Annotated in this window: 19 protein-coding genes; 13 read left to right on the forward strand and 6 right to left on the reverse strand. The window is 58.6% G+C overall.

Annotated elements, in window-relative coordinates; all coding sequences use genetic code 11:
* The first annotated feature begins 29 nt into the window (after positions 1-29).
* Genes fabB through ACR0LN_RS07000 form a run of 3 tightly spaced genes read left to right on the forward strand, consistent with a single transcriptional unit; the run spans position 30 to position 2,301 of the window.
* Positions 30-1,259 carry a beta-ketoacyl-ACP synthase I gene (gene fabB / locus ACR0LN_RS06990; RefSeq protein ID WP_480428629.1) on the forward strand — a complete coding sequence of 410 codons (1,230 nt, stop codon included), beginning with the start codon at positions 30-32 and terminating at the stop codon, positions 1,257-1,259.
* A gap of 5 nt (positions 1,260-1,264) precedes the next feature.
* Positions 1,265-2,056 (forward strand): enoyl-ACP reductase FabI, encoded by a 792-nt coding sequence (locus tag ACR0LN_RS06995; protein ID WP_480428631.1) that lies wholly within the window; start codon positions 1,265-1,267, stop codon positions 2,054-2,056.
* A gap of 59 nt (positions 2,057-2,115) precedes the next feature.
* Positions 2,116-2,301, forward strand: coding sequence for a hypothetical protein (locus ACR0LN_RS07000; protein WP_480428632.1), 186 nt, complete (start codon positions 2,116-2,118; stop codon positions 2,299-2,301).
* 22 nt (positions 2,302-2,323) lie between these two features.
* Here the strand turns inward: ACR0LN_RS07000 and ACR0LN_RS07005 are convergent, their stop codons facing one another.
* A complete protein-coding gene (locus ACR0LN_RS07005; protein ID WP_480428633.1) occupies positions 2,324-2,752 on the reverse strand; it encodes an FKBP-type peptidyl-prolyl cis-trans isomerase in 429 nt (142 codons plus the stop codon).
* A 128-nt stretch (positions 2,753-2,880) separates the two neighbouring features.
* On the opposite strand from ACR0LN_RS07005, the gene ACR0LN_RS07010 reads away from it, so the two are divergent.
* From ACR0LN_RS07010 to ACR0LN_RS07050, 9 genes are all read left to right on the forward strand, one after another.
* Entirely contained in the window at positions 2,881-3,567 is a 687-nt protein-coding gene (locus tag ACR0LN_RS07010) for a haloacid dehalogenase type II (RefSeq protein ID WP_480428634.1), read from the forward strand.
* Positions 3,567-4,391, forward strand: coding sequence for an alpha/beta fold hydrolase (locus ACR0LN_RS07015; RefSeq protein ID WP_480428636.1), 825 nt, complete (start codon positions 3,567-3,569; stop codon positions 4,389-4,391). The genes ACR0LN_RS07010 and ACR0LN_RS07015 overlap by 1 nt, the downstream gene beginning before the upstream one ends.
* Positions 4,391-5,365: a threonine ammonia-lyase gene (locus tag ACR0LN_RS07020; protein ID WP_480428637.1), complete on the forward strand. Its 975-nt coding sequence runs from the start codon at positions 4,391-4,393 to the stop codon at positions 5,363-5,365. The genes ACR0LN_RS07015 and ACR0LN_RS07020 overlap by 1 nt, the downstream gene beginning before the upstream one ends.
* Positions 5,366-5,424: 59 nt before the next feature.
* Positions 5,425-6,213 carry a 3-oxoadipate enol-lactonase gene (pcaD, locus tag ACR0LN_RS07025; RefSeq protein WP_480428639.1) on the forward strand — a complete coding sequence of 263 codons (789 nt, stop codon included), beginning with the start codon at positions 5,425-5,427 and terminating at the stop codon, positions 6,211-6,213.
* Between the two features lie 12 nt (positions 6,214-6,225).
* The gene (locus tag ACR0LN_RS07030) at positions 6,226-6,948 is read left to right on the forward strand and encodes an alpha/beta fold hydrolase (protein ID WP_480428640.1); all 723 of its coding nucleotides are present in this window, start codon (positions 6,226-6,228) and stop codon (positions 6,946-6,948) included.
* A gap of 71 nt (positions 6,949-7,019) precedes the next feature.
* Entirely contained in the window at positions 7,020-8,219 is a 1,200-nt protein-coding gene (locus ACR0LN_RS07035) for a TCR/Tet family MFS transporter (RefSeq protein ID WP_480428641.1), read from the forward strand.
* An 81-nt stretch (positions 8,220-8,300) separates the two neighbouring features.
* Positions 8,301-9,410, forward strand: a complete 1,110-nt coding sequence (locus tag ACR0LN_RS07040) for a Zn-dependent alcohol dehydrogenase (RefSeq protein WP_480428642.1) — start codon at positions 8,301-8,303, stop codon at positions 9,408-9,410.
* A 1-nt stretch (position 9,411) separates the two neighbouring features.
* A complete protein-coding gene (locus ACR0LN_RS07045) occupies positions 9,412-10,644 on the forward strand; it encodes a mandelate racemase/muconate lactonizing enzyme family protein (RefSeq protein ID WP_480428644.1) in 1,233 nt (410 codons plus the stop codon).
* A gap of 110 nt (positions 10,645-10,754) precedes the next feature.
* Positions 10,755-11,042, forward strand: a complete 288-nt coding sequence (locus ACR0LN_RS07050; protein WP_480428713.1) for an ArsR/SmtB family transcription factor — start codon at positions 10,755-10,757, stop codon at positions 11,040-11,042.
* On the opposite strand, the gene ACR0LN_RS07055 is transcribed toward ACR0LN_RS07050, so the two are convergent.
* Positions 11,039-14,035, reverse strand: coding sequence for an ABC transporter transmembrane domain-containing protein (locus tag ACR0LN_RS07055; protein WP_480428715.1), 2,997 nt, complete (start codon positions 14,033-14,035; stop codon positions 11,039-11,041). The two genes, ACR0LN_RS07050 and ACR0LN_RS07055, sit on opposite strands and share 4 nt — an antisense overlap.
* Before the next feature lie 243 nt (positions 14,036-14,278).
* On the opposite strand from ACR0LN_RS07055, the gene ACR0LN_RS07060 reads away from it, so the two are divergent.
* Positions 14,279-14,638, forward strand: a complete 360-nt coding sequence (locus ACR0LN_RS07060; RefSeq protein ID WP_480428717.1) for a DUF3307 domain-containing protein — start codon at positions 14,279-14,281, stop codon at positions 14,636-14,638.
* Positions 14,639-14,652: 14 nt separating this feature from the next.
* On the opposite strand, the gene ACR0LN_RS07065 is transcribed toward ACR0LN_RS07060, so the two are convergent.
* The 4 genes from ACR0LN_RS07065 to ACR0LN_RS07080 are packed head-to-tail and all read right to left on the reverse strand — an operon-like array spanning position 14,653 to position 18,963.
* Positions 14,653-15,384, reverse strand: coding sequence for a hypothetical protein (locus ACR0LN_RS07065; RefSeq protein ID WP_480428645.1), 732 nt, complete (start codon positions 15,382-15,384; stop codon positions 14,653-14,655).
* 52 nt (positions 15,385-15,436) lie between these two features.
* On the reverse strand, positions 15,437-16,741 hold the full coding sequence (locus ACR0LN_RS07070; protein WP_480428646.1) for an NAD(P)/FAD-dependent oxidoreductase: 1,305 nt from the start codon (positions 16,739-16,741) through the stop codon (positions 15,437-15,439).
* A complete protein-coding gene (locus tag ACR0LN_RS07075; RefSeq protein WP_480428648.1) occupies positions 16,738-17,412 on the reverse strand; it encodes a TetR/AcrR family transcriptional regulator in 675 nt (224 codons plus the stop codon). The genes ACR0LN_RS07070 and ACR0LN_RS07075 overlap by 4 nt, the downstream gene beginning before the upstream one ends.
* Complete coding sequence (locus tag ACR0LN_RS07080) at positions 17,413-18,963, reverse strand: trimethylamine methyltransferase family protein (RefSeq protein ID WP_480428649.1); 1,551 nt, start codon at positions 18,961-18,963, stop codon at positions 17,413-17,415.
* Position 18,964: the final 1 nt, after the last annotated feature.

Below are 18,964 nucleotides of genomic sequence, written 5' to 3' on the forward strand. Positions count from 1 at the left end.
AATAGGGAACGGAACACAGGAGTACGCATATGCGTCGCGTCGTCGTCACCGGTCTGGGGATTGTTTCCTCAATCGGGAACAATGCCGAAGAGGTTCTCGCCTCGCTCAAAGCAGGCAAATCCGGCATCGAGGCCAATGAGCAGATGGTCGAGCATGGCTTTCGCAGCCAGATCGCCGGATCGCTGAAAATTGACGTGGCCGAGCATGTGGACAAGCGCACCCTGCGTTTCATGGGGCCCGGCGCAGCCTATGCCCATATCGCCATGAACCAGGCCATTGCTGATTCCGGCCTGACCGAGGATCAGGTTCAGAACCCGCGCACCGGTCTGGTTGCCGGGTCAGGTGGCCCGTCGACCAGCGCAATGCTGACAGCGCATCAGACCGTACTAAAAACCGGCGCGACCAAGCGGATTGGCCCGTTTGCGGTTCCAAAATGCATGTGCTCGACGATTTCCGCGAACCTTGCGACTGCATTCAAGATCAAGGGCATCAACTACTCGATCACCTCGGCCTGTTCGACCTCGCTGCATTGCATCGGCAACGCGGCGGAACAGATCATGCTGGGCAAACAGGACGTGATGTTCGCTGGCGGTGGCGAGGAACTGGACTGGACCCTGTCCTGCCTGTTCGACGCGATGGGCGCGATGTCGTCGAAATATAACGACACGCCCGAGAAAGCCTCTCGCGCGTTTGATCAGGATCGCGACGGGTTCGTGATCTCGGGCGGTGGCGGTATCGTCGTACTGGAGGATCTGGATCACGCGCTAGCGCGCGGCGCCAAGATTTACGCTGAGGTCACCGGATATGCCGCCACCTCGGACGGTCATGACATGGTGGCCCCCTCGGGCGAAGGCGGTGAGCGCGCCATGCGTCTTGCGCTGTCGACCGTGCCAGAAGGCCGCAAGGTCGGCTATATCAACGCCCACGGCACCTCGACCCCGGTCGGTGATGTGGGTGAGGTCGAGGCTGTGCGCCGCATCTTCGGCGAAGGCAGCGTTCCTCCGATCTCATCGACCAAGTCGATGACAGGCCATGCGCAGGGCGCGGCTGGCGCGCTCGAAGCGATCTTCTGCCTGCTGATGCTGGACAATGACTTTATTACTCCGTCGATCAACGTCGACACACTAGCCGAAGGCATCCTGCCCGGTGAAATTGCTACTCAAGTAGTTGAAAACGCAGGCTTGGACAGCGTGATGACCAACAGCTTCGGCTTTGGTGGCACAAACGGCTCCATGGTTCTGTCCAAGTATAACGGGTGAATACGATGTCGGAACTTCTCAAGGGCAAGCGCGGCCTGATCATGGGCGTGGCAAATGACAGGTCGATTGCGTGGGGCATTGCCAAGGCCATGCATGAGGCAGGCGCGGAACTGGCCTTTACCTATCAGGGTGAGGCATTCGGCAAACGGCTTGAGCCGCTGGCACAAAGTCTGGGTAGCGATTTCATGGTCGATGCAGATGTCACCGACGACGAATCGCTGGACCGCGCGTTCGGTGAATTGGGCGAACGTTGGCCAACAATTGACTTTGTCGTTCACGCTATCGCCTATTCGGACAAGTCCGAACTGACGGGCCGGTTCCTGAACACCACGCGTGCAAACTTCAAACACTCGATGGATGTCTCGGCCTATTCTTTTATCGAGGTTGCGCGCCGCGCCTATCCTCTGATGAAGGACAATGGCGGCTCGCTGATCACTCTGACATATCAGGGTTCGAACCGCGTGGTGCCGAACTACAACGTGATGGGTGTTGCCAAGGCCGCGTTGGAATCGGCGACGCGCTATCTGGCCAACGATCTGGGCCCTGAAGGTATCCGCGTGAACGCCATCTCGCCCGGCCCGATGAAAACGCTGGCAGGCGCGGCGATCGGCGGCGCACGCAAGACCTATAAGTTCTGCGATCAGAACGCGCCGATGCGCTCGAATGCAACGCTCGAGGCGGTCGGCGGAACAGCTGTTTATCTGACTTCTGACGCCGGGGCCTGCACCTCGGGCGAGATCATTCGTGTCGATGGCGGGTTCCACGTACTGGGTATGCCGCAACCCGATCACATGTGACCTGATCTTTCCCTGTCCGCGCCAAGATTTAACCATCTTTCGCGGGCATGGATAGCCGCATGAGCAAAGCAGAACATATCGTTGCGAACAACTCGCGGGTTTCCCGGCGCAAACAAGGCTTTTTGGGTCAACGCGGCCGGATCGCGCTGCTGGCACTGACCACGTTACTGATGCTGTTTGTGTTTTTCACGCAATCAGACGTGCGGGCAACTTTCGTCAATTGGACCAGCCTGATTTCAGGCTGATCCGGCGTTCTGACCAAAACGGTCAATTGATCGAGACGACCTCAATATCAAATATCAAATCCTGACCGGCCAAGGGGTGGTTTGCATCCAATGTGACAGTTGCCTCATCCGCGTCCACGACTGTCACTGGCAGAGCCTGCCCGTCAGGCGTTTGCATCTGCAACTGCGTTCCCGGATCCAGCGGCACGTCATCCGGGATACCTTCACGCGGAATCTGCTGTCGCATCGCGGGGTTGATTGGCCCATAGGCATCCACGCACGCAATCTCGACCCGCTTTTTCTCACCCACGCTCAGGCCGGGCATGGCGGTATCCAGCCCCGGAATAATCTGACCGGACCCGACCACGAATTCCAGCGGATCGCGCCCGTCGGAACTGTCAAAGACGTTGCCGTCCAGCAGCGTTCCCGTGTAATGGATGCGAACCGTGTCGCCTTGCTTGATCTCGGTCATGGGTGGCCTCCGGCCGTTAGGAAAATGAGCGGCCAACCCTAGGGGGTAACACGGTATTGTAAACCCTTCCCCTCTTTTGCACTTTCCGCCGTTGTGCCACCCTGCGCTCGATCAAGGGAGGGGACCTGATGCCGATCACCACATGCGTATTCGATGCCTACGGCACATTGTTCGACGTTGCCGCCGCCGCAAGACAGGTGGCGGCTGAGCCCGGTTTTGAAAACTTGCAGCAGAAATGGCCGGAGCTGGCCAACCATTGGCGGCTGAAGCAGCTGCAATACACCTGGCTGCGCGCAATCACCAACGCCCATGCCGATTTCTGGGACGTCACCCAAGACGGGCTGGACTGGGCGCTAGAGGCCACCGGGCTGGACGGCGACCCGACCATGCGTCAGCGCCTGCTGGACCTGTATTGGGAATTGCAAGCCTACCCCGAAGTGCGCCAGATGCTGGCCGATTTAAAGGCCGGCGGGCTTCAAACCGCGATTCTTTCCAACGGATCGCTGCCAATGCTGAATGGCGCTGTGCAATCGGCAGGCATTGTCGATGTGCTGGACGATGTGTTGTCGGTCGAAAGCGTCGGTGTCTTCAAACCTCACGCCGCGGTCTACGATCTGGTGCAACAACGGTTCGGTGGCGAACGGGATGAGGTGCTGTTTGTCAGCTCGAACGGTTGGGATGCTGCCGGTGCCAGCGGCTATGGTTTCGTGACGGCATGGGTTAATCGAGCAAATGAACCAATGGACCGCTTGCCTTGGACACCAGCGCATGTACTGTCCGACCTGACCACGATCCCTCAACTGGCTGGACTGTAATGGCTTTTTTCACTACCTCTGATGAGAGGCGCCTTTTTTATACCGACACCGGTACTGGGACGCCCCTGCTGTGCCTTGCTGGGCTAACCAGATGTAGCCGGGATTTTTCGTTCCTGGCACCGCATGTCACCGATTTGCGTTTGATCACGATGGATTACCGGGGGCGAGGAGAATCAGAGTATGACCCGGACTTCATGAACTACAACATTTTCGGCGAGGCCCATGACGCGGTTGAGTTGTTGGATCACTTGGGCCTGGACCGCGTTGCCATCCTTGGAACTTCTCGCGGTGGGCTGATCGCAATGGCCCTGGCCGCCAGCCACCCCGAGCGACTGTCGGGCGTGATACTGAATGACGTGGGTCCGGTGATCGAGCCTTCGGGCATCGCCAAGATCATGGAATATGTGGGCAAGCAGCCGGTCTCGAAAACCTATGACGAGGCTGCAAAAGCCCTGCAGCACATGATGAGCCAGCATTTCCCCGGCGTATCGCTGGAGCGGTGGCGACAGCAGGCAGAAATCCAGTTCGAACTGAGCAAACACGGACTTTCCCTGCGCTATGATCCGGCATTGCGAACAGCGCTGCTGGATCAGGCAGCAGCCGGAGCCACCCCGGACCTTTGGATGTTTTTCGAAGCTCTGCGTGGCATCCCCACCGGTGTAATTCGTGGCGAAAATTCGGACGTGCTCGGCAAAGACACGCTGATCGAAATGCACGATCGCCACCCCCGCCTTATATCTGTCGAAGTGCCGGATCGCGGCCACGTGCCATTTCTGGACGAACCGCAGTCTTTGGATCTGATCCGCAAGGTATTGGACATATAATGAGCACACCGGAAATGATCGAAGCCGCCGCCGAACGGCTCAAGGGCCACGTGCGGGAAACGCCGCTGCTGACTTCTCCGTTTCTGGATGAACTGGCTGGGCGGCGTGTTCTGGTGAAACCTGAATGCCTGCAACATACCGGCAGCTTCAAGTTTCGCGGTGCGTGGTCTGCGATTTCAGCGCTTGGCGAAGCAGACCGCCAGCGTGGTGTAATCGCCTATTCCTCGGGAAACCATGCACAGGGCGTGGCATTTGCCGCTGCCCAACACGGAATTTCTTCCGTGATCGTCATGCCATCGGACGCGCCGCAACTGAAGATCAACAACACCCGCGCGCTGGGCGCTGAGGTGGTCTTGTACGACCGCGCCAACGAAAGCCGCGAAGAAATCGGTCAGGCTCTGGCCGCAGAGCGTGGCCTGACCTTGATCCGCCCCTATGATGAGCCGCAGGTGATTGCCGGTCAGGGGACAACCGGGTTGGAGATTGCCCGGCAGGCAACCGCGATGGGTATCGACAAAGCCGATGTTCTGGTCTGCTGCGGCGGCGGCGGGCTGACCTCGGGAATTGCGCTGGCGCTGGAAGCACACGCGCCCGGCCTTCGGGCGCGTCCATGCGAACCAGAAGGTTTTGATGACGTCAAACGATCACTCGCCACGGGGCAAATTCAGAACAACAACGCCACTGCAGGCAACATCTGTGACGCAATCCTGACGCCTCAGCCCGGAGACATTACTTTCCCGATCTTGAAACGCCTGTGCGGCCCCGGCCTGTCGGTCACCGAACAAGAAGCGATGCGTGCCATGGCGCAGGCATTTTTAAGGCTGAAAATTGTGCTGGAACCGGGCGGAGCAGTGTCATTGGCTTCCGCTTTGTTTCGGAAAGAGGAAATCGAAGGCGACGCGGTGATTGTTGTGGCATCTGGCGGCAATACGGACCCCGAAGTGTTTGGAAAAGCGCTGGAATTCCTGACCTGACACGGATCAAGAGTTAGGTCACTCTGATACTTTAACGTATGACCGCAGGGGATTGAGTCATGCAAATTGCAGATTTTGGAGAGGTGCAGCTACACTATCGTATTGATGGTGACCCAAACGGCGCGCCCATTGTTTTTGCCAACTCGCTTGGCACTGATTTGCGTCTATGGGATGCGATGCTGCCCCACTTGCCCGCAGGTCTTCGGATCATCCGCTATGACAAGCGCGGGCACGGCCTGTCATCGCAACCGCCTTCCCCATACTCTATGGGTGCGCTGGTTCGAGATGCCGAGGCTTTGCTGGATCATTTGGAAGTCCGCGATTGCGTTTTTGTCGGCCTGTCCATCGGCGGGTTGATTGCACAGGGTCTGGCCGTAAAGCGCATGGATCAGGTTCGGGCATTGGTGCTGTCAAACACCGCCGCCAAGATCGGCATCCCGTCAATCTGGCAAGAAAGAATGGATGCGGTGCGTCAGGGCGGCATCGAAGCGTTGGCCGATGCGACAATGGACCGGTGGTTCTCCAAAACCTTCCGCGCCTCACCAGATCATCTTCTTTGGCGCAACATGATGGTGCGGCAACCGGTCGATGGTTATCTGGGCTGCTGTGCGGCGATTTCCGGCACGGATTTCTACACGCCTACCAGCGGCCTACGTCTTCCAACGCTGGGTATTGCAGGCAGCGAGGACGGCTCGACCCCGCCCGATCTGGTGCGTGAAACAATTGAACTCATCCCCGGTTCGAAATTTGAACTGATGCGCCGGGCCGGTCACCTGCCCTGCGTTGAACAACCGGCGGAATACGCAGCCCTGTTGCGCGGTTTCCTGTCCGATATCGGGCATATTTAAAGGAGCACGGCTTTGGCAGATTTTCTGTTGGTCCACGGGTCCTGTCACGGCGCCTGGTGTTGGCGCGATCTCATCCCTGCCCTTGAAGCACTGGGCCATACCGCCCGCGCAATTGACATGCCCAGCCACGGCTCTGACCCAACTCCGATTGCCGAAGTCACGCTGGACAGCTGCCGGGATGCGGTTTTATCAGCCTCGACATCGGAAACTATCGTCGTTGGGCATTCCTGGGGCGGTTATCCGGCAAGTGCGGCGGCGGAAAAGGACCCGAAAGCCATGCGCGCGATAATTTATTTATGCGCCTACGTTCCGCAGGATGGGCTGTCTTTGGTTGAAATGCGCAGGCGCGCGCCCCGTCAGCTCATTGTTGATGCCGTTGAAAAATCGGCGGATGGCCTGTCATACGCAGTCAAGCCCAGCATGGTGCAAGACCTGTTTTACCATGATTGCGCGGCCGAAATCCTGCCTTACGCCTTTGCGCGCCTGTGCCGACAGGCCATCAAACCGCAGGAAACTCCGCTGCGCCTATCCGAAAATTTCGCGCGGGTGGCAAAGGCCTATATCCGCGCCACCGATGATCATACGATCCCGCCCGAATACGAAGAGCAGATGAGCCATATCGCGCCCGAGGGATTACGGGCGACCATCAACAGCTCTCATTCGCCGTTCTTCTCGCATCCGCGTCACTTGGCCGAAATCCTTGACGATCTGGAGCAAAAGCTACCAGCGGCATAACCCAACGTAACAGGCGCTTCACACGTGAGCCAAGCGTGATAGGGTCCGTGGGAAACTCACGAACGGTTGCCATGCGTCTGCCTTTTCTCTTCGTTCTCGGCACGGTCATGATCGACGCCATGGGCATCGGTCTGGTGCTGCCGATCATGCCCGATCTGATCGTCGAAGTTCAGGGCGGTTCGCTGGCTGACGCCGCAATCTGGGGCGGCGTGCTGAGCACCGCCTTTGCCGCGATGCAGTTCGTATTTGGACCGATACTGGGCAATCTATCCGATGCTTACGGGCGGCGCGTGGTTTTGTTGGTGTCGCTGTTTGTCATGTCGCTGGACTATGTGGTGATGGCAGTCGCGGGCAGCATCTGGCTGCTGCTTGCGGGGCGTATTGTTGGCGGCATAACCGCCGCGACTCATGCCACGGCTGCGGCATTCATGGCGGATGTATCCAAACCGCATGAAAAGGCTGCGAATTTTGGCCTGTTGGGCGCTGCATTCGGAGTCGGATTTGTGCTCGGCCCCGTGATCGGAGGACTGCTGAGCGAATACGGCACCCGCGCTCCGTTTTGGGCGGCCGCGGCTCTTTCGGCGCTGACCTTTCTGGCGGGTGTGTTGGTGATGCCAGAAACCGTAACCGAGGACACGCGCCGCCCGTTCAGCTTGCGCCGGGCAAATCCGGTGAACTCACTGCGCGCAATCGCTGCGCTGCCCGGCATCCGCCCGATGCTTTGGGTCTATTTCCTCTATTCCGTGTCAATCTACGTCTACCCCGCGATCTGGGCCTATTTCACGACCGAGCGGTTCGGCTGGTCACCACAGATGATCGGCCTGTCACTGGGTGTCTACGGCATCGGCATGGCGGCCGTGCAAGGCGGGTTGATCCGCCCGGCAACCCACTATCTGGGTGAAAGGGTCACAATCATCTACGGCATGGGGTTCGAGGTTGTCAGCTTTCTGCTGTTGGCCTTTTTGACCAATGGGTTCATCGCGCTGATGCTGATCCCGATCACTGCACTTGGGGCTGTTGTAACGCCTGCACTGCAGGCCCTGACCTCGCGCGCCACCCCGGATTCGCAGCAAGGAGAGTTGCAGGGTGTGCTTACCTCGCTGCATGCCTTGTCGATGGTGATCTCACCGCTGGTGATGACCTGCGTGTTCGCGCAATTCATCAAGCCCGACACAGCTTTCTACTTGCCCGGCGCTCCGTTCCTGCTGGCCCTGGTTTTGATGCTGGTCGGGTTCGTCATGTTTTTGCGATCTCGCCCTGTCGTGGCGTAACAACGACGCGCCAATGACGGTTTCTGTCTTGCGACATGGATTTTCCCGCGCCACCGTGAGCGAAAGGGAGTGAGGGACAAAATGCAAACCATCAAAGCCGCCGTCTGCCGGGCGTTCAATGAACCTCTGGTCATCGAGGATATTCAAATTGCGCCACCCGCCGCGGGTGAAGTCGAAGTCACGCTGGATGCAGTGGCCATCTGTCATTCGGACATCACCTATGCAAGCGGCGCGTGGGGCGGGTATTTGCCTGCCGTCTACGGGCACGAGGCCGCCGGGGCGATCACGGCAACCGGTGGTGCAGTCGGAGACTTCGAGGTTGGTAATACCGTTGTTGTCACTCTGATCCGTGCCTGCGGGTCCTGCCCATCCTGTGCCGGAGGGCAACCAACAATATGCGAAACGCCCTATGACACGGTTAACGGTCCGCTGCGCACGGCGGACGGCGGGCCGCTGGAACAGGCCATGGCGTGCGGCGCCTTTGCCGAAAAGGTCGTGGTCAGCCATCGGCAGATCGTGAAAATCCCGGAAACCATGCCGAAAGATGTCGCCAGCCTTTTGTCCTGCGGTGTCATCACCGGGGTTGGCGCGGCGGTGAACGCAGCAAAACTGCGGCCTGGTCAGGACGTGGTTGTCATCGGCGCGGGTGGAGTTGGGCTAAACGCCATTCAAGGCGCTCGTCTTGCAGGGGCTCGTCGGATCGTTGCCGTCGACATGACCGAAGAAAAGCTGGAAATCGCCAAGGAATTCGGCGCGACGCACGGCGTTCTGGCCAACCTCAAAGAGCCCTGGAAAGCCGCTTTCAAAGCTCTTGGCGGACGCGGTGCAGACGCTGTTCTGATTACTGTCGGCGCGATTCCGGCCTATGATCAGGCCCCCCGCTATCTGGGCCGGGGCGGCAAAGCGATCATGATCGGGATGCCGCATTCAGGTGACATGTCCACTTACGAACCCGTAGTTTTGGCCGCGTTGGGTCAGGGCGTGGTCGGCTCGAAAATGGGTGATGTGGTCATCCAGCGCGATATCCCATGGATGATCGACCTGTATGAACAGGGGCGGTTGAAGCTGGACGAGTTGATCTCGGGCCGCTGGTCGCTGGATCAGATCAACGAGGCCATTGAGGACACCAAGACCGGATCGGCCAAACGCAATGTGATCCTGTTCGACAGAGACGGATCAGAGAGGGCATAGTATGAAACTGCAGGACCTCGACATCATCGTCACCGCTCCGCCCGCACCAGGTTGGGGCGGGCGCTATTGGATCTTGGTGAAAGTCACGACCGATACCGGGATCACCGGTTGGGGCGAATGCTATGCCTCTTCGGTCGGCCCCGAGGCCATGCAGCACGTGATCCGTGACGTCTTCGAGCGGCACATGTTGGGCGAAAACCCCGAGAATATCGAGTTGATGTTCCGCCGCGCCTATTCCAGCGGTTTTACCCAACGCCCGGACCTGACAGTGATGGGTGCGTTCTCGGGGCTCGAGATCGCGTGCTGGGACATTCTGGGCAAAGACCGCGACCGCCCCGTCTATGCGCTGCTGGGCGGGCTGATGAACGAGCGGATTCGCGCCTATACCTACCTGTACCCCCTGCCGCAGCATAATCTGACCGATTTCTGGACCTCACCCGAACAGGCCGGTGAATGCGCGGCCGAGATGGTCCGGCGCGGGTTTACAGCGGTCAAATTTGATCCGGCTGGACCATACACCATCCGTGGCGGGCATATGCCCGCGATGTCCGATATCTCAATGTCCGTGGCCTTCTGCAAAGCCATTCGCGAGGCTGTAGGCGACAAGGCTGATCTGCTGTTCGGCACGCATGGCCAGTTCAATACTGCAGGGGCGATCAGGTTGGGTCAGGCGCTGGAACCTTATTCCCCGCTTTGGTTCGAAGAACCAACGCCGCCAGACATGATCGAAGACATGGCCCGCGTCGCCCAAAATGTCCGTATCCCTGTGGCGACAGGGGAACGCATGACCACCAAGGCCGAATTCGGTGCTGTCTTACGCGCAGGGGCCGCCGAGATTTTGCAACCCGCGCTGGGCCGCGCCGGTGGCATTTGGGAGATGAAAAAGGTCGCCGCCATGGCCGAGGTCTTCAACGCACAGATGGCACCGCATCTTTACGCTGGGCCGGTCGAATGGGCGGCCAATATTCATCTGGCCGCGTCGATCCCGAACCTGCTGCTGCTAGAGACCATCGAGACACCGTTCCACGACCAACTGATCAAGGGTTCACTGCGTGTGGATCAGGGCTTTGTGACCGCGCCAACGGCACCCGGTCTGGGGATTGAGGTTGACGAAGAACTGGCCCGCGCACACCCCTACTCGGGTGACGGTCTGCACCTGCAAATGCAGGAAGAACCCTGTGATTATGTCAACGGAAACGCCTTTCAGGGCGGCGCGCCAGCAACCGAGGGGTGACAATGTAACACTAATTGGGGCATATTGGTCCAACCCCATAGCGAAACAGGCCGCGTGTGAGCACCACAGAACAAGAGACCAAAAACGCCCATCCTGAGAACCCCGCGGACATGAAAGAAAGCGCCGCGCGGGCCGCTGCGTTTTTGAAAACGCTGGCGCATGAAGGGCGGCTGATGATCCTCTGCCATCTTGGCGAAGGTGAGAAATCGGTTGGTCAGCTTGAGGACTTGCTGCAAATCCGGCAGGCAGCAGTAAGTCAGATGCTGGCACGGTTGCGGCAGGAACGTCTGGTTTCGACTCGCCGTGACGGCAAGACGATCTACTACTCGCTTCAGGATGGAAATACAGCGCAGGTCATCGGCCTGCTGTATGACCTGTTCTGTAAACCTGACACTTAGTTCGAGACGTAGCCCGCAATCACCTGCATCAGCTTGAACGCGGTCGCGGCATCGTTTTCAACCACGGCCAGGAATTCTTCCTCACCGATCCGCAGGCAGGACAGTTCCGTCTCGGCAATCATGCTCAACGCACGGGGTTCTTTGCGGATCAAGCCCAGTTCACCAACCAACGCCCCCGGCCCAACCTTGGCGATCAACTGATCGGGGCCTTCCAACTGCGGCAGGTACAAACCAGCCTCGCCTTCAAGAACGACATAGGCGCCGTCGGTGGGCTGGTCGTCCTTCAGGAATACGACTCCACCCGGCTTGGCATCATACCAGCGCGCGCCAAAGGCCAGCAGGCGCAGCTGCCGACGGTCGAGACCGGAAAACAGCGGTGTCTGCTCCAACGCGCGCAGCTTCCGCGCCAGGTCGGCTGAGGCGGCGCTGTCTTCTTCCACCTTGGCATCCCCTTCGTCCGAAACCACACGACCTTGCCGAATTTCGACGTACATGTCGAATACATCCGGATTGTCGAATTGGTCGTTCAGGTAGATGACCGTCGTATCCGGCAGCAACTGCCGCAGGTTTTTGTAGACGGCCACCTTGGTCGCCATGTCGTAACTGGCCAGCGCATCTTCCAGAATCAGGATATCCGGCTTCTTGATCGTTGCCCGGGTAAAGGCCAGTGGCTCGGCAAAAACTGCAGGCAGGTTTTGTCCACCAATGGCCACAGGCACATCATAAATCAGCTCAACCACAAGCGGGCGCGCGCCGTTTTCGTCCAGAACATCAACAATCAACTTGCGCGCCTCGTCCGAGCGGCCGCCGCCGATCTGGCTGACCTTGCCGAACAGGGCATTCTCCATCACCGTCAGTCCAGGCGCGAAAGCGTCTTTGTGCAGGGGTAAAAAGACATCCTGCAGCCGCTCCAAAAGCTTTTCCGAATGGCTATGGCGCAGTTCTAGGATGCGGTTCTTAAGCTCATCGGTAAAGGCCGGACCGATCTGCTCGGCCGAAATCACAAACGGCACAGCCAATAGGTTCGCCAGCTTTTCGTCATCCAAGCCGGAAACGCCCTCGTTGCGGGTTTTCTCGACAAGCTCAAGCGCAGTCTCGTAGGTTTTGGCCTCAAGCCCAAGCTTACGGAACAGCGGATGGTCAGTGCCATCCAGACCAAAGATCTGGCGCAGCATCTCAATCACATCCCGGGTCAGACTGACCAGCGTTTTGTCCAGCCCCAATTCGCGCAACTGTCCCAGGAAAACAGTCTGGCGGGCCAGCAGTTCCTGCGTTACCGGAACCCGCGGGGTCGCGAACAGCAGGTTCTCGGCGACAGGCAATGCCGAATTATATGAACACCAGTCAAAGACCAGCGCCTGCTGATCTAAACCTGCCTTTTGCACTGCCTGTTGCACCAGAGGGCGCAATTCAACCAGTTTCTGTGCCAGTTCCGGGTGTTCGGCGGCGACGAATACCTGATCCGATCCGCGCTGGAACAAAGCGGCCCCCGATCCCATTCCGTCGATCAGGTGCAGCCACCAATCCCGCAACGCCTCGGGGCTGTCCAATCCTGCCAAGGATGGATCCAGCCAGTCTGCATTGTACGGATCGGAACTGTTGCCCGCGCGCTGTGTTTCGGCAAAGTCGGGGTCGTCGCTTTGGGTCGTCAGCGGCCTCTGGCGCATCGGCATCATGACGTTGTCGCCCAACGTGCCCTGAAACATCACGGGGCGCGATGAGGCATAGCCGATGCGTGCGGCCACGACGCTTTGGTGCAGGGTCGACAGGTTTTCATCGCCCACCTCGACCCGACCCGAACTGGGCAGAATCTCCCGTGTCAGCAATTCCCCCACCGCGCGTCGGTCCTCTTCGCTGGGGGCGGCAATCCCGATGGTTTGTCCACCAGTGAAGGTGAGGTTCAGATCATCCAGCACCTGATTGCCGTCCATATCCCGGACCGAGACCCGATCCAGAACGATATCACCATTCAGACGCGGTGTTGTCTCGGGCTCACCTTCAAACAGCTTTTCATCCGGCATTCCCGGCGGTGCAAAACGTTCAATCACCACATCCCAGCGCAGCGACATGTCCTGAGTCTGGTTGTAGTAAGTCAGAAGCTCTTTCCAAGGCGAACTCAGATCCTTGTACGCCGCAAGCGCCGCAACCAGCGCGCCAAGCGAAACCGATCCCTGCAGCACCAGAAGGCCGCCGACCAAATAAAACATGAAGGGCGTCAACTGCGAGATGAAGTTGTTGATGAACTTCATGAAGAATTTCTTCTGGTAGATCTCGAATCGGATGCCGAACAGCCGCCCCAACTGTTCCGAGATCATCGCCCGGCGATAACGCCAGCCACCATTGCCGCGCAGCGTCGAAGCGCCTGCAGCGTTCTCGCCAATCTGGGCTGCCAGCACGCGGACTTCCTGAATGCGTTTCTTGTTCAGAAGGTTGATCTGTCGCTGCAGCTTGGGAATCAGCCAGGCCTGCAGAGGTATTAACGCAACTGCAGCCAGACCGAACCAAACGCTTTGCAGGAACAGGAAAGACAAGATGGTAATCATCTGACCGGCCTGTAGCACAGGCTGGCTGATCGCATCGCCCATCAACCCGCCCATAGGCTCGCTTTCGGCGGTGATCATCGACACCATCTCGCCCTGGCTGACCCGTTCGAAATAGGGTTGGGGAAAGCGAAGGGCGCGGTTGATCAGCTGATACCGAAACCGGCGCAGCATGCGTTCGCTCAGCACGCCTTTCATGGTGTTGATGCGCATCTTCATCAATCCGTGCGCCAAAACCGCCACAAGAAATGCACAGCAAAGAATGATCAGGAAATTTGTCTGCGACAGTTGATACCCAAGCACGTCCACGACAGGATTGGCTGCACCGATCGCATCGTTGATGATGCGCTTGGGCAGCTCCAGCGTCAGATACAGCAACGGGAACAAAGTAGACGTCACGGCCAACAAGATCAGTTGATCACGTTTTGAGTATTTCCAAATGAAACGGAAAATCGAACGTTCTATTGAAGCTGCCCCTATTTTGGATCACCGATCCGATCTGACCGAAAGTGCCGCATATCCAACACTTTGAATTTACCGCAATCGCCACCAATGACGCAAATGGTTTCCAATTTGAACATTATTCCGCCATGTGTGAACAAGTTCATTTGCGCCGTAACGGTTTAGCGCCTAGAATTTATATCGGACGATATCGGGAGGAACACTTTGACTGCCAATTTAGGCGCAGTGTTTTTGATGCTCTGCTTATTGCAGATCAAACATATGTTTGCTGACTTCTACCTTCAAACCCCCAAAATGTTGTCCGGTCGTGGTGAGTATTTTCACTGGGGCCGCGCGCAACATGCGGGTGTGCATGTTGTCGGCTCGGTTGTCGTGTTTCTTCTGTTCGGAGCGCCGTGGTCGTTCATTCTTATCATCGCCGCCCTGGAATGGATCGTGCATTTCAACATCGATTTTGCCAAAGCAAGCTATTCCGACAAGAAGCAACTGATGCCGACGCAGGCCGCTTTCTGGCGCGCAGCTGGATTGGACCAGTTGATGCACAACCTGACCTATATCGCGATGGTCTGGGCTTGGGTGAAATTCGCCGTCTGACCAACCAAATTCCCTTACGCAACATGCTTAAAAACATATGGCTGGTAAGCCTCCAGCCATTGTCGGTCGACTGCGTCTAGTTTTGCCTCATCAAATCTGTCTGCGACCTCCCAATAGCGGCCCGAAGGCACAACGTATCCCAAATCTTTTTCCACCTGCAGTACGGTTGCCATGGCAGCAGTGTCCGGCAACTTCACCGCCGACACATCATCCATCGTGGCGGATGGAAACAGCAACCGACTTTCCCCATGCGACAGTCGGACAACCCGGCAGCCCTGCGACGCACCAAACATTGCAAGACGCGCGGACTTGGCCTCAAGTGAGCGCAGAGAGATATCCGCGCGTAGGGGATCGGGCTCTCCGGTTCCGTAGAAATGAGTTTTTCCGTTTCCCGGATAGATCATGTCACAACCGAAAAACGCCAAAACTGCGGGCTTTAACGCGGAAAGCGCCCAATAGCCCGCGGTAAAAGCCATCGTGCCCCCGGCATATACAAACCCGCCAAATTCGTTCTGGGCCGGAACGTAGTCCTGCGCGGTTACGATCCGCTGATGAGGGCCGATACTGCCCGGTTGCTTTTCAACCGGGAAATCCTCGGGGTGAATCAATACGTCCCAATCTGGCCGGATGCGCCACGCGTTGTTGATCACCACGATGTGCGTAAAGGCATCGCGGGGCCATGCTCGCGCAGCCACGGCGCTTGGCGCGCTCCCTAATATCAGAACTCGGTTCGTTGGCTCGGTCATCCTGGGCCCTTCACGTGGTTCCCAGGAAGAGTAGAGCCTTTTGTCCTTCTGGCTAGCCCAGAACCGAGAAACTGCTCTCTTCATTGATCGGGCGTTTGCGGGAATAGAAGCCAACGTCGATCAAGCGCTTGATGTAGGGCAGTTCGAACTGCAACGGCTGTGCGTCGTGATCAGCCCCGTTTTCGCAATAGTCGATCAGCGCCGTCATCATCTTGCCCGCGATTGGAGCGTTCTTGTACTGGTTCCCGCTGGTGCCGCAGGCCATGTAGAACCCCGGCAGGCTGGATTTGTCATAAATCGGAATCCAGTCGGTTGAGGCATCATACAGGTCGACTACCCCGCGCGTCTTCGACGGAATGCCTAGGCTGGGCACGCGTTGCGCATAGCGCATCGCCTGCGTGGTCCACTGATCGGTGAAGTCGTGGTTGTAGTGGACGTCATCCTCACACCACTGATGCGGGTCGCATTCCGGGTCTTCCGAGCCAACAAGGATGTGGTTGCCATGTTCAGGGCGGCAGTAACAGGCGATATCGCTGTCCGACACGATGGTGCCATCGTTTTCAAAGTCGAACCCCTCGGGTGCGGGCACATGCACCACCTCCTGCCGCAGGGGGCGGGTTTCGATGGTCATGTCGTCCAGCACACCCGCCATTTTGTTGATGATGGCCGAGCCTGGCCCGGCCACGTTCACCACGACCTTGGCTCGGACCTCCTCGCCCGAAGCCAACTTTACTCCGGCCACGCGACCATCTTCGGTCAGGATTTCAACCACCTCGGCCCCGGTGCGCACCTCGGCCCCGTGCTGTTTGGCGGCGTCCATCAGGTTCTGCGCCGACAGGGCCGGGTCGGTGACATAGCCCGCCTGCGGCCAGAATACGCCGCCTTGCATCTTGCGACCGTTGGGTTGGCCGAATTCCGGGTCGTCCATACGCTTGGGCGGAGTGAAGCTGTCTAGCGAATAAACCGGCAGCCGTTCAGTGATTTTCTCAGGCGACCACTCCTCGAACGGGCAATCCAGATCGGCACTGTTGCTCATGTGCTTTTCCAGCATCCCGTTGGCGTCCGTCTTCATCACCAGACACCCCGTCTCACGGAACTGCGCCAGATTGGCATCTGCGGGCAGCCCCAGATATTCGGCCCAGTCCCGCCAATAGTGATAGCCTTCCCACGCAAAGGCGGTGCCATCGAATGTCGAATAGTGCATGCGAATGATCGCGCAGGACCCGGCGGTCGAGCCATGGCCGACCTGCGCATTGCGGTCTAACGACAGCGTTTTCCAGCCCGACTTGGCCATTTCGAATGCGATGGCGGCGCCGATGACGCCAGTACCGATGATGATTGCGTCTGGTTGGCTCATTCTGTGTCTCCCTCCCAATAGCGCTTTGAATACGCGCTGAATTCTTCGACTTCCTCGGGTCGTGGTTCGACACCGGTAAAGACATAAAGGTAGTGCGGTGCCATCGACAGCCGCGTTTCCATTGGTTCGTTCAGTTGCGCCAAATCGTATCCGATCTGCATGTAATACAACACGCGGGCGCGGGTCTCGGCCTCAACGTCTGAATACCCATACCGCGCGAACATGGCGTGCAGTGCCTCAAGCCGCCGGGCGTCGGATTGGTCCAGCGCACGCCGCACCTTGCCCGACTTGCGTGCCCAGTCCCGTATGGCAAAGTCCAGCGCCGTGTCGAACAGGTCGGTGTTCACCACACAGCGATGCACGTTGCAGACCGCCCCGGTAATGGTCTCAGCCGGTGCCTTGGCCTGCGCGACCAAAGCCGCCGTGTTGGTCGCCTGCCAACGGGCGAGAAGCGCATCCAGCAACTCTTGCCGCGACTTGAAGTACCAGTAAAAAGACGACCGTGACACGGCCATCCGTTCGGCCAGATTAAGAACTTTGATGTGGTCCACCCCATCTGAGATCAGCACATCCATCGCCACGTTCAGCCAGTCGTCACGCGTGACCTTGATGTTGCCCACCAGAGGTTCGGCCTTTGGGTCGTCCCGGTGCAGGATCGGTTTGGTGTTCATTCAACTCTCCGGCGGTGCGCCGCCTTCGGCAGTACGACGCGCGATAAAGTCCTGCAAGGCACCCAGTCGATCAGTATCCACGACAGGCGCTTTGAAATCGTGCAGAATGCTTTTCCAAACACCGGTCGCGCGGTGGTTGGCATCGACCGATCCGCGTTCGGTCCAAGTGCCGAAATTGGCATAATCGTGGACATGCGGTTGGTAGAACTCGGTGTTATACCGCTCCATCGTCTGGCTGGAGGCAAAGAAGTGCCCGCTTGGTTCGACCTCGCGCAGGGCGGCGTCAAAACCAATCTCGGCCGTTCCCGCCTGTGCGCCCGCGCAAAGCTCGGCCACCATGTTCAGTACCTCGGCATCGCAGACCAGTTTTTCGAAGGATACCGTCAACCCGCCCTCAAGCCATCCGGCCGAGTGGATGATCACCGTCGCCCCTGCCAACAGGCAACCCCACAAGCCGAACTGGTTCTCATTCGCCGCTTGCACGTCGTTGATATTCGAAGCAGACCCCGCCGCCGAACGCCACGGCAAACCCAGATGCCGCGCCAACTGCCCGGCCGCCAGCGACGCCTGAAAGTGGGATGGCGTGCCGAAGGCAGGCGCGCCAGACTTCATGTCCACATTGCTGGTGAAGGTGCCATAGCAGACCGGCGCGCCGGGGTTGGTCAGCTGAGTCAGGGTCAAAGCGGCCAGCGCCTCGGCATGGGACAACGTGATCGCCCCGGCCACGGTGATCGGGGCCATCGCCCCCATCAGAGTAAAGGGCGTAATGATCGACATCTGGCCATGGCGCGCAAAGTCGATCAGGCCCTGCGCCATTGGGATATCCAACGTGCGGGGGCTATTGGTGTTGATGATCGTGTAGCAATGCGCATTGCTGCGGAAATCGTCATCCGTCAGGCCCCGCGCGGTGGACAGCATCTCGAAGCAATCCATCACCTGCGGCGTCCCGCGCGAAAAGAAGAACGGGAACTTATCCGTCAGCTCCATCTGCGCTTGCGTAGTGAAGTAGTGGCGCAGATGGGTCGGCACGTCCTGCGGCTCGACCTGCGGCGATATCATCTGGAAGACGTCGAAATGATGGGTGAGTTTCAGGAACTCCAGATAGTCCTGCCCGGTCGCGGGCCGACGACCCCGTTCCAGATCGGTGGCATTCGGAGCCCCTGCCCCCGGTTGGAACACGAGACTGCCAAGCTCCAGCGTAAAATCCCGACGGCGCGCACCTGCCCTACAGTTGATCGACTTGGGGGCCGATGTGACTGCGGCCTCGACCATGTCGCGCCCGATGAACACCATCTCGGTGCTTTCATCAACGCGCGCGCCACCTGCGGCAAAGATCCGGCGGGCTTCGGGCAGCAGGACTTTGACGCCCAGATCCTCAAGCGTGCGCAGAGCGGTGTCGTGCATGTCTGCGATCTGATCCGCCGGGAAGACTTCCATCTGCGGGAACGGATTTCTGAGCTGGCGATAGTTCACGTCGCGTTGGGGCGGAGGCGCAGCCTCAACCCCGCGTCCACGCCGTCGCCGGCCACGCTCGGATGTTTGTGAGATCATC

Source organism: Ruegeria sp. AA6, assembly GCF_056542865.1.